This window comes from Allobosea sp. TAB14 (assembly GCF_052113865.1).
Lineage (GTDB): Bacteria > Pseudomonadota > Alphaproteobacteria > Rhizobiales > Beijerinckiaceae > Allobosea > Allobosea spartocytisi.
Genome location: NZ_JBFRDQ010000025.1, coordinates 18,392 through 29,214 on the forward strand (window position 1 = coordinate 18,392; position 10,823 = coordinate 29,214).

A 10,823-nucleotide genomic window follows, 5' to 3' on the forward strand; every position below is an offset into this window, starting at 1 on the left:
CGCGCCGCGATTCAGTGCCCGTTGCGGCGCAGCGGCAATGAGACCCGAAAGACGGCTCCGACCGGCGAGGGTTCGAGTTCGATGGTGCCGCCATGGAGCCGGACGAGCTCGGCCGCGACGGCGAGGCCAAGGCCGGTGCCGCCGGGCGTGACCGAACCGCGGAAAGCCTGGAATAGATTGGCCTGCGCCCGCAGCGGCACGCCCGGGCCATTGTCGATGACGCGCAGCGTGGCCGAGCCGTTCGCCGGCATCCCGCTCACGGTCAGCATCGGCTGGTTGTCGCCCTCAGTGCCTGCCTGGGTCAGGGCCTGGATGGCGTTGCGCATGAGATTGGTCAGCACGCGCGCCATCTGGTCGGGGTCGCAGGGTGCGACGAGCTCGGCCGGAACCTGATTGTCGAAGCGCAAATGCCTGTTGTCGGAGAGCCCCAGCAATTCGGCCTGCTCGGCGACGAGCTGGCGCAGCGCTACCTGCCTGATCGCGGGCGTCGCCTCCGCCGCGCGGCCATAGGCGAGGGTGGCCTGGCAGAATTCGATGGCGCGTCCCAGCGTCGCGATCAGCCGGGGCGCGAAGCGCCTGATCTTGGCGTCGCGCGTCTCGACGAGCTGGTCCGACATGAGCTGCGCTGCGGCGAGCATGTTGCGCAGATCGTGATTGATCTTACTGACGGCGAGCCCAAGCTCGGCGAGATGCTTCTTGGTGCGCAGCTCGTCTGCGAGCGTCCCCTGCATGCGGGCGAGCGCGCGCTCGGCCTCGCCGATCTCGTCGGCCCTGAGCGAGGGCTCGATGATCCGCTGCGGGTTTTCCGGATCGGCCTCGAACTCCATCACATTGGCGGCGAGCTGCCGGATCGGCCCGACGATCAGCGCGTTGAGCGCGATATAGACGGCAAGCGCGGTGAGCCCGGTCAGCAGCAGCGAGATCAGCAGCAGGCTCCAGGAGAATTTCAGCATCGCCCGCCGCAGCGGCGCCTCGTCGATGACGATCTCGACGAAATCCGCCCCGCCGACGGCCTCGCCGACGACGCGGATCGGCATGGTGGCGGGCGCGACCAGCACCGAGATCGCCTCGCGGATCGAGGTCCACCAGTCGAGATTGCGCAGGTCCACGGAGCGCGAGACCTCGGGCGGAGGCATCGAATCCAGGCTGAGCAGCCGGCGGGCGCCGGCGACGCGGGCCGCGATGGAGCGTGCGCCGACACCCATGAGCAGCCGGTTCTCGCTGCCTTCCGGCAGCCCGTCCTCGGGGGCGCCCTCCAGCACCAGCGCCGCGACCTGCGCCGCGGCGATCCGGTCGTTCAGCCAATTGCGCCGGAAATTCGCGATGGAGGGGACGTAGATCAGCACCTCCGCCAGCATCACGAACAGCACGGTGACGAGCAGGAGCTTGGCCGAAAGACCGAGCCGGGTCAGGCCGCGCGGTACGCTGATCGACAGGTTGTGTCTGGGCAGGCCGGGTGGATGCATCGACCCAATCTTAGCCGAAACGGCGCAGAAAGCCGATGAGCCTGCGCAGGCGCGGGCTCGTCGTGGCGGAGGCGAGGAAGCTGAGCGCCGCACGCCGCGACGCATCGGAGGCCGCCAGCTCCGGAAGGGCGATCCCGGCCATGGCCTTGACGTCGAGCCCGGCGTTCAGCGCGACGCACCAGGGCGTGATCAGCTCGCCTGCGCCATCGCCGACGATGGTGACGGCGCGCAGCCGCCCTTTCCGGTCGGTCACGAGCTTGACATAGCCCTCGGTCCGTCCGGCCGCGGCCGCCGCCGGCACCTCGGCGAAGGGCCAGCGCAGGAAGCGCAGCGTGCCTGGCCGGGCATCCTTGACGGCGCGCCAGTCGCCGACGGAGGCGATCTCCGGCCGGCTCCAGGCGATGCGGGGATTGCCGGTCGGATCGAGCGAGCCCTTTTGACGGAACAGGACGCTGCGCAGCACGATGCCGACATGGTCGTTGCCCGCAAGCTCGCGGGAGCCGGCCGCGGCGCCGCCGGCGCAGCTCCCTAGCGCATGGACCCGGCGATTGGTCGTCCGCAGGCTGCGGTCGACCACCACGCCGTCCGCATCGCTGCGGATGCCGCCGAGATCGAGGTCGAGCGCTTCGATATCGGCCCGCCTGCGGCCGGCGACGAGGATATGCGAGGCTTCGAGCGTCCCCTCTCCCGACAACCCGGCGAGGGTCAGTTTGAGCCCGGACCGGCGGTTCTCGACCCGCATCGCCTCGCTGTCCTCGTGCAGCGTCACGCCTTCCCGCAGCAGCTTCTGCCGCAGGATCATCACCGCCTCGGCATCATGCTCCGGCAGAATCCCGGCAGGGCAGATCAGCGCGACGGTGCTGCCGAGGCGACGGAAGGCCTGGGCGAGGGCGACGGCGGGGCCGCTGCCGCCCAGGACGACCAGCCGTCCCGGCAGACGCGTCAGTTCGGACAGCGCGTCCTCGCTCAGGATGAGTGCCGGATTGAGCTCGGCCAGCCCCGGCAATGCGGGGATGTCCGGCCGCGATCCGGTCGCGATGGCGAAGCGGCGGGCCTTGATGGCGATGTCGCCGACCTGAACGCTGCCGCGGTCGATGAAGCGGGCCTCGCCCTGGATCAGATGGATGCCGAGTGCCTTGAGCCGCTCCGCCTGCTGGTTGGTGGCGGTCGTGGCCAGCGCCCGTTGCACATGGCCGTGAATCAGCGCGTCGTTGACCTCAGGCACCTCGACCGGGACGCCGAGCCGGCCGGCTTCGCGCATGTCCTGGATGCGGGCGGCGGCCTCGACCAGCGCCTTCATGGCGAGCGACGTCGCCCGCCCGCCCGTCGCCTGACGGTCGATCAGCACGACCGGCGCGCCGAAGGCCGCTGCCGCGATCGCCAGCGCGATGCCGTTGGCGCCGGCGCCGATGACGCAAAGATCGGGTGTCAACGCGGCGGGTTTCGCCGCCTTGGCCTTGGCATCGCTCACCGGGTGATCCGCTCCGCCTGCTGTCCCCATCGCTGATGCGTTGTCGAGTGGGCGGAATCAAGGCCGATTTGGCAAAGGCCGGCCTGACGGGAGATCGTTCGGACGTCTCAGGCGACGCTGCGGTTGCCGCCGCCCTGCTTGAGGTTGGAAAGGCTCTCCGGCCTGCCGAACAGATAGCCCTGGGCGCGATGGGCGCCGAGAAGCTGCACCGCGATGCGCTGCTGTTCGGTCTCGATGCCTTCGACCACCACGTTCATCTGCAGCCGGCGCGCGAGCTGGCAGACCGCCTCGATGATGGCCTTGGGGGCTTCGCTGTTGTGCACGTCGCGCGCGAAGCTCTGGTCGATCTTGACCTGCGCGATCGGGTAGGTCGAGAGATAGGCGAGGGCGGAATAGCCCGTGCCGAAATCGTCCAGGGCGAAGCTCACGCCGAGTGCCCTGAGTTCCTCGAGCACGGAGAGCGTGAGCTTGTTGTCCTCGATCAGCAGCGATTCCGTGATCTCGAGCGTCAGCCGCCGCGAGCTGAGGCCGGAGGCGATCAGCGCCTCCTTCACCGTGTCGATGAGGCGCCGCGGCTCGCGGAATTGCAGCGGCGAGACGTTGACCGAGACGCTAATTCCGGGCTCCCAGCCGGCGGCGTCCTTGCAGGCCTGCCGGATGGCCCAGTCGCCCATGGCCGCGATCAGCCCGGACTGCTCGGCGATGGGAATGAAGACGCCGGGAGGAACCATGCCGCGAACCGGATGGCGCCAGCGCATCAGCGCCTCGCGCGACACGGCGACCTGCGTCTTCAGGTCGACGATGGGCTGGTAGAAGAGTTCGAGCGAGCCGTCGACGCTGGCCTTGCGGAGGTCGACCTCGATCTCGTGCCGCTCCATCATCTCCTCGGCCATGGCCGGGTTGAAGAACATCAGCATGTTGCGGCCGGCGGATTTCGCCTTGTAGAGCGCGGTGTCGGCGTGGCGCAGCAGGTCGGCCGACGACGCGCCGTCGACGGGCGCCATCGCGATGCCGATGCTGGCCGTGACGTAGACGGTCTTCCCGTCGACGTCGAAGGAGCGCGTCATGCTGTCGATCATGCGCTGGGCAACGGCCGTGACCACCGCATGGTCGGCGGAGGGCAGGATGAGCAGGAACTCGTCGCCGCCGAAGCGCGCCAGCATGTCGTTGCTGCGGATTGCGCTGCGCAGCCGGCTGGCGGTCTCCATCAGGACCTGGTCGCCGATATCGTGCCCCAGGCTGTCATTGACCTGCTTGAASCCGTCGAGATCGACATAGAGCAGCGCGAAGGTCTCGCCCGTCCGCTCGAGCCGCGCGAAAGCCTCGTCGATATGCCGGTTGTATTCGAAGCGGTTTGCAAGCCCGGTCAATTCGTCGAAGCGGGCCATCTGCTCGATGCGGGCTTCCGTCCGCTTCCGCTCGGTCGCGTCCTCCGTCAGCATCAGGATGCCGCCTTCGGCGGCCGGGGCGAAGGTCACGACGAGCACGAGGCCGCCACGGGTGACGACCTCCTGGCTGGCGGCCTGCTGCGTCGACTGCACGGTGACCAGGGCCGACCGGATGTCGCGCAATTGCTCGGAGCTGATGACCTGCCGCTCGACCAGGAAGCGCGCGATCGCCGTCAGCGGCGTGCCGGGCAGGGCAAGCGTCTCCGGCAGGCCGTAGAGCGCGCTGTGCGGGGCGTTGCTGACGGCGAGCTTGAGGCTGCGGTCGAACATCGCCAGCCCGTCGATCATGGTGTTGAGCGCCGCATCCAGCGTCAGGTTCTGCGAATGCAGCGCGGTGGCGAGCGCCTTCGACTGCTTCGTCGCGTCGCTCAGCGCGAGCAGGTTGCGATGGAGCGAGTTGGTGATCGCGATATTGGCCGCCACGTACAGGAAGGCGAAATAGCCGATATATTTGTAATAGGGATTGCTGGCCGCGATCAGGCCGATGGCCATCGGGACGCAGAAGGTCAGCAGCTGGACCGCGACGAATTTCGGCCGCCCGGCATTGCGCGAGACATAGCCCGAGGCCAATGCGATCGTCGACGACACCGAGGTGATGTGAGCGGCGGGGTCGTCGGTGTGGACGAGCGCGACGTAGCAGCTGTAGCCGAGCACGGCGCTGAAGGCCGTCGCCCCGAGGAAATAGTCGCGATCCCAGCGCCGCGTCTGGGCATAGTTGTCATGCGCATGGTTGCGGCGCCGATAGGTGATGACGGTCGAGATGCGCAGCACGACGACGAGGGCCACCAGCAACGTCAGCTGGATGAAGATGTCGGACCCGGTCGAAATCCAGCAGAGAAAGGGCGTGAGGATGCCGGCGATCCCGCCGGGAATGATGGAGGCGGGCGAGGAGAACAGGGAATTGACCAGCAGGGTATAGCCGGTCAGGTCGAAATCATCGCCCCGGTCGCGCTGTCCTGTGGCGATCAAACGCTGGAAAGCGTCTGCCATTCACTCCTGCCTTTGCCACCTCTGGCGGCTCGATGCGTGAGATTTCCGGACGTCCCACGTGATCTGAAGCTGTAGGCGAGTAGAAGTAAATGCTTCGTGAGATTCTGGTCCAATCTTCGATCAGGCGTGCGGATGACGCAACGCCATATATCCTCCCGATTGAATTGTCGGAAGTTTTACAGTCGGCGGTAGGCGTCAGGCGGTTTCCGCCTGACGCTGATAGACGCGCGCCAGCATCCGGTCCTGAGTCTGCGCGATGCGCTGCAGCTTCGAGATCGCGCTCGGGCTCAGGCGCAGCATGCAGTCGGTCCAGATCTGGCCGAGATGGGACAATTCCTCGCGCAGGTCGCCGGCGCGGCGGTTGAAGGCCCTGAAGAGAGCCGTCCTGGCGGCATGGATCGGCAGGGTATCGGCGCAGTACTTGCGGATCCAGGCCTCGCCGGTCCCGGTCGGCACGACCGCCTCGAGCCCACCGGCCTCCATGAAGGCCTCGGCGCTCATTTCCTCGCCGGACATCAGCAGCTTCTCCGCCGCGCGTGGGCCCATCCGCCGCGACAGGATCGCCACGGCCGTGATCGGGAAATGGTTGAACTTGATCTCCGGATAGACGAACGAGGCCTGCTCCTCGGCGATCATGACGTTGCAGGAGCGCGGCGCGTCGATGCCGCCGCCGATCGCCTTGGCATGGATGGTCGACAGCGTCACCACGAGCCCGTTCAGGCCGCCGGTGTTCCAGATCGCGCCCTCGGCCGAGAGGCGCGCATATTCCGCCAGGGCCGCGCGGTCGTTCTTCGCCAGGCAATCCAGGTAGAAGTCGAGATCGCCGCCCAGCGTGAAGAAGGGGCCGGTTCCGCGGAAGGCGAGGAAGCGCACCGGTGCACGGTGATACTGGTCTGGCGCGCCCCAGAGCGCGACGATCGCGCTCTGGATCTTCACCAGGCTGTCGAGCAACTGCAGCGTGAAGACTGGTTTCAGCTCGGGTCGGATCGTCACCCAGAGCGTTTTGATCGCCGATTCATAGGCGATTTCCACCTCTGGCAGAAATCCCGCCTTGTAACGAATGGCGTCGATCACCTCGCAGCTCTCGATGAGCGCAGAGCCGGCATGATCTCCATTCATCGTGAAGGACTCGAGCATGACGCAATCCCCGCAATATCGACATAGTCAGGGTAAACGAGCTTAACAAACTGTAAACGCATTCCGGCGGAAATGGTTAATTTCATTAATATTTCCGATTTACGTATCGTCATGGTTTCCCTCGGATGCGCGTCTGTCGCGTCCACCCGGCAAAAAACGGGCCTCGGAGGTCGGTCAAAGTTAGCGCAATAAAATTGCGAGATTTTTTGATTAAGGGGCTAAAAATGGTTTCGTTGCGGCCGTCTGCGAAACCTTCGGGCGCGCCCGATTGCAGCGAGCGCGCGGCTGTCCATGCATTGTCACGGAACGGCACGGAGCCGGCGCCGCCATGGCACAGCTGCGTCCCACGGCCCGCTTCGCGGCCGCGCTTGTCCGCGGCCGGCTGTCCGGCTAACCATGATGCCGCGAATTCGCCGCGTTCCCGCGTTCAAACACCGATGCCGAGTTGATGCCGTGACTCGCCAGRCCGCCGACGACGAGAAGCAGGCGCGCCTTGCCGCCGCCCTTCGCGAGAACCTGAAGCGCCGCAAGGCGCAGGCTCGCGCTCGCCGTGTGGAGGAGGCGCAAGCGCATGAACCGGCGCCGCCAGCTCAGGCCGACACTCCGCGGACCTGATTTTCCCGATTTCCACGCGCCGCGGGCCCTTGACCCCGCCGGCCGAGCAGGACCTGACGATGGACAAGATCCGCATCACCGGCGGCCAGCGCCTCAATGGCGCCATCCCGATTTCCGGCGCCAAGAACGCCGCCCTGCCGCTCATGATCGCGAGCCTGCTGACGGACGAGACGCTGACGCTGACCAATGTCCCGCGTCTGTCCGACGTCACCGCCCTGTCGCGCATCCTCTCCAACCACGGCGTCGACCGCACCGTCGCCGGCAAGCGCATCGGCCAGTCGGCCGAGACCGGTCAGACGATCTCGCTGACCGCGCGCCAGATCGTCGACACCTGCGCGCCCTACGAGCTGGTCTCGACCATGCGGGCGAGCTTCTGGGTCATCGCGCCGATCCTGGCGCGCATGGGCGAGGCCAAGATTTCGCTGCCGGGCGGCTGCGCCATCGGCACCCGCCCCGTCGACCTGCTGCTGATGGCGCTGGAGAAGCTCGGCGCCGAGATCGTCATCGAGAACGGCTATGCGCTGGCGCGGGCGCCGAAGGGGCTGAAGGGCGGCGAGATCGTCTTCCCGAAAGTCACCGTCGGCGGCACGCATACCGCGCTGATGGGCGCCGTCCTCGCAGAGGGCACGACCGTGATCGAGAACGCGGCGCGTGAGCCCGAGGTCACCGATCTCGCGGCCTGCCTCGTCAAGATGGGCGCCAAGATCGAGGGGGCGGGAACCTCGCGGATCGTCGTCACCGGCGTTTCACGCCTGGGCGGCGCCCACCACGCCGTCCTGCCGGATCGCATCGAGACCGGCACCTATGCCATGGCCGTCGCCATGACCGGCGGCGATGTCATGCTCGAGGGCGCACGCGCCGATCTGCTCCAATCGGCGCTCGACGCGCTGGTGAGGGCCGGCGTCGATATCAGCGAGACGAACGAGGGCATCCGCGTGCGCCGCAACGGCCACGGCATCGATGCCGTCGATGTCGACACCGATCCCTTCCCCGGCTTCCCGACCGATCTGCAGGCGCAGTTCATGGCGCTGATGACCAAGGCCAAGGGCACCTCGCGCATCCGCGAGACCATCTTCGAGAACCGCTTCATGCATGTGCAGGAGCTTGCCCGCCTCGGTGCCAGGATCCGGCTCGACGGCGATGTCGCCCATGTCGAGGGCGTCCGGAAGCTGACCGGCGCGCCGGTGATGGCGACCGATCTGCGCGCCTCGGTCTCGCTCGTGATCGGCGGTCTCGCCGCCGAGGGCGACACCACGATCAACCGGGTCTATCACCTCGATCGCGGCTTCGAGGCGCTGGAGGCCAAGCTCGGCCGTTGCGGCGCCGTCGTCGAGCGCATCAGCAGCTGATTGCGGGCTGCCGATTTTAGGTTGTTGATTTTCTTGAGGCGGCTCGTCAGAACAATCTCATGTCTGACGATGCCGCCGAACCGCTGAAGCTCGTCGCGCTCGACGCCGACGACCTCGCCATTGTCTCCGCCCATCTTCAGGATGCGGTGCTGAAGACGGCAGATATCGTCTATCTGCCGTCCGAGAAGCGCTTCGCCCTCGCGGCGCGCCGCTTCGACTGGGAGGGCGCCGCGCATGGCAAGCGTCGCCGCCGGCTGGCCGCCCTGCATTTCGACCGCGTGCTCGCCGTCCGCAGCGCCAGGCTCGATCAGGCAGAGCCCGGCAAGGTGCTGAACCTGCTGGCGATCACCTTCGACCATAGCGCGGAGCCTGCCGGCGACGTGACGCTGCACTTCTCGGAAGGGGCCGCAATCCGGCTCTCCGTCGAATGCGTCGAGGCCCAGATGAAGGATCTCGGCCCGGTCTGGGAAGCGGTGGCGACGCCCGGCCATCCCGACACCTGACCGCGCCGCTTTTCCTCCGGCGACAACTTTAATCGCCGCCACCCTTCGTCTAAAGAACGCGCGTCATCCCGGACAAGCGGCTTCGGCCGCGTCGGTCCGCCTGGGATGGCGGTTGCTGGTTCGGCCTTCGCCCCCGGAAGCGCGGTCCGGTCTGCCAATAGCGAGGATATCCATGCCGATCAGGCTCGACGACCGCGATGCGCGCTTTGCCGAGGGCTTCGCGGCACTGCTTTCCGCCAAGCGCGAGGTTTCCGAGGAGGTCGATCGCGTTGCCGCCGACATCATCGCCGAGGTCCGCGCCAGGGGCGATGCGGCGCTGATCGCCTATACCAGCCGCTTCGATGCCCTCGATCTGGCGCCGCGGACGCTGCGTGTCAGCGAAGCCGAGATCGACGCCGCCGTCGCGGCCTGCTCGCCGGAGCTGCTGGAAGCGCTGGAAACGGCGCGCGCGCGCATCGAGACCTATCACCGTCGTCAGAAGCCCGAAGACTCCTGGGTGAAGGACGAGGCCGGCGTCGAGAGCGGCTGGCGCTGGAGCGCCATCGAGGCCGTCGGCCTCTATGTGCCGGGCGGCACGGCGAGCTACCCCTCCTCGGTGCTGATGAACGCGATCCCCGCCAAGGTCGCCGGCGTGCCGCGCATCGTCATGGTCGCGCCGACGCCGCGCGGCGAGACCAACCCGCTCGTCCTCGCAGCGGCCCGGCTCGCCGGCATCGACGAGGTCTACCGCATCGGCGGCGCGCAGGCCGTCGCGGCGCTGGCCTATGGCACGGAAACGATCGCGCCCGTCGCCAAGATCGTCGGCCCCGGCAATGCCTATGTCGCGGCCGCCAAGCGCCGCGTCTTCGGCCAGGTCGGCATCGACATGATCGCCGGCCCCTCCGAAGTCCTCGTCATCGCCGACCGGACCGCCAATCCCGACTGGATCGCGGCCGATCTTCTGGCGCAGGCCGAGCACGACGTTTCCRCCCAGTCGATCCTGATGACCGACGATGCCGCGCTCACCGCCGAGGTGGAGAAGGCCGTCGCGGCCCAGCTCGCGACGCTGCCGCGCGCCGGGATCGCCGGAAAGAGCTGGCAGGATTTTGGCGCGATCCTGCTCGTTGCCGATCTGGAAGCGGCCGTGCCGCTGGTCGACCGCCTCGCGCCGGAGCATCTCGAGATCATCACCGAACATCCCGAGCATCTTGCCGGCCTCATCCGCAATGCCGGCGCGATCTTTCTCGGCGGTCATACGCCCGAGGCGATCGGCGATTATGTCGGCGGCCCCAACCATGTGCTGCCGACCGCCCGCTCGGCCCGCTTTTCATCCGGTCTCGGCGTCGGCGATTTCATGAAGCGCACCTCGCTGCTGAAATGCGGGCCGGAGGGGCTGCGCAGGCTCGCACCCGCCGCCACGCAATTGGCCGAAGCGGAGGGCTTGCAGGCGCATGGCCGTTCCGTGACGATCAGGCTCAATCTCTAGAGACGGATTCGGTCGGATTGAATCGGCCTGATCGGTGAATCCGTCTCTCGATGTTTGATAGAGAAAGCGTGATCCGGTCAGATTGCTTCGCAATCTGACCGGCGCATTCTTTCGGCGCTGCCGAAAGGGCCGTGCCGTAACAGGAGGAGCGATGTCGGCCGTCCCGTCTTCGGAAAAGCAGTCCCTCGTCGGCGTCACCCTCGATGAATCCTCGCTCGGGCGCGGCTCGCCCGATCAGGAGCACGAGCGCGCCATCGCGATCTACGATCTGATCGAGCGCAACCGCTTCAACGTACCGGGTCATGAGGGCGGGCCCTACCTCGCCCATCTCGCGCTGGTCGAGCGCCGCCTCGTCTTCGACATCAAGGAGTCGGACGGG

Annotated in this window: 8 protein-coding genes; 4 read left to right on the forward strand and 4 right to left on the reverse strand. The window is 67.3% G+C overall.

The window, feature by feature from the left end:
* Window positions 1–11: 11 nt before the first annotated feature.
* From AB4Y99_RS05825 to AB4Y99_RS05840, 4 genes are all read right to left on the reverse strand, one after another.
* Window positions 12–1,466: a sensor histidine kinase gene (locus AB4Y99_RS05825; protein ID WP_051987647.1), complete on the reverse strand. Its 1,455-nt coding sequence runs from the start codon at window positions 1,464–1,466 to the stop codon at window positions 12–14.
* Window positions 1,467–1,476: 10 nt separating this feature from the next.
* Entirely contained in the window at window positions 1,477–2,937 is a 1,461-nt protein-coding gene (locus tag AB4Y99_RS05830) for an FAD-dependent oxidoreductase (protein WP_441522671.1), read from the reverse strand.
* Window positions 2,938–3,044: 107 nt separating this feature from the next.
* Window positions 3,045–5,375 (reverse strand): putative bifunctional diguanylate cyclase/phosphodiesterase, encoded by a 2,331-nt coding sequence (locus AB4Y99_RS05835; protein WP_051987649.1) that lies wholly within the window; start codon window positions 5,373–5,375, stop codon window positions 3,045–3,047.
* A gap of 195 nt (window positions 5,376–5,570) precedes the next feature.
* Window positions 5,571–6,512 carry an enoyl-CoA hydratase-related protein gene (locus AB4Y99_RS05840; protein WP_112763052.1) on the reverse strand — a complete coding sequence of 314 codons (942 nt, stop codon included), beginning with the start codon at window positions 6,510–6,512 and terminating at the stop codon, window positions 5,571–5,573.
* Window positions 6,513–7,186: 674 nt separating this feature from the next.
* Between AB4Y99_RS05840 and murA the strand changes: the two genes are divergently transcribed.
* From murA to AB4Y99_RS05860, 4 genes are all read left to right on the forward strand, one after another.
* A complete protein-coding gene (murA, locus tag AB4Y99_RS05845) occupies window positions 7,187–8,476 on the forward strand; it encodes a UDP-N-acetylglucosamine 1-carboxyvinyltransferase (RefSeq protein WP_038362174.1) in 1,290 nt (429 codons plus the stop codon).
* A 59-nt stretch (window positions 8,477–8,535) separates the two neighbouring features.
* The gene (locus tag AB4Y99_RS05850) at window positions 8,536–8,979 is read left to right on the forward strand and encodes a DUF2948 family protein (RefSeq protein ID WP_038360557.1); all 444 of its coding nucleotides are present in this window, start codon (window positions 8,536–8,538) and stop codon (window positions 8,977–8,979) included.
* 172 nt (window positions 8,980–9,151) lie between these two features.
* On the forward strand, window positions 9,152–10,444 hold the full coding sequence (hisD, locus tag AB4Y99_RS05855; RefSeq protein WP_441522672.1) for a histidinol dehydrogenase: 1,293 nt from the start codon (window positions 9,152–9,154) through the stop codon (window positions 10,442–10,444).
* A gap of 151 nt (window positions 10,445–10,595) precedes the next feature.
* Window positions 10,596–10,823 (forward strand): UPF0262 family protein (locus AB4Y99_RS05860; protein WP_441522673.1); only part of this gene is annotated, 228 nt, incomplete at its 3' end.

Bases quoted from the DNA above. Each gene is read 5' to 3' on its own strand.
- AB4Y99_RS05825 (WP_051987647.1), bottom strand. From the start codon at position 1,466: ATGCATCCACCCGGCCTGCCCAGACACAACCTGTCGATCAGCGTACCG.
- AB4Y99_RS05840 (WP_112763052.1), bottom strand. From the start codon at position 6,512: ATGCTCGAGTCCTTCACGATGAATGGAGATCATGCCGGCTCTGCGCTC.
- murA (WP_038362174.1), top strand. From the start codon at position 7,187: ATGGACAAGATCCGCATCACCGGCGGCCAGCGCCTCAATGGCGCCATC.
- AB4Y99_RS05850 (WP_038360557.1), top strand. From the start codon at position 8,536: ATGTCTGACGATGCCGCCGAACCGCTGAAGCTCGTCGCGCTCGACGCC.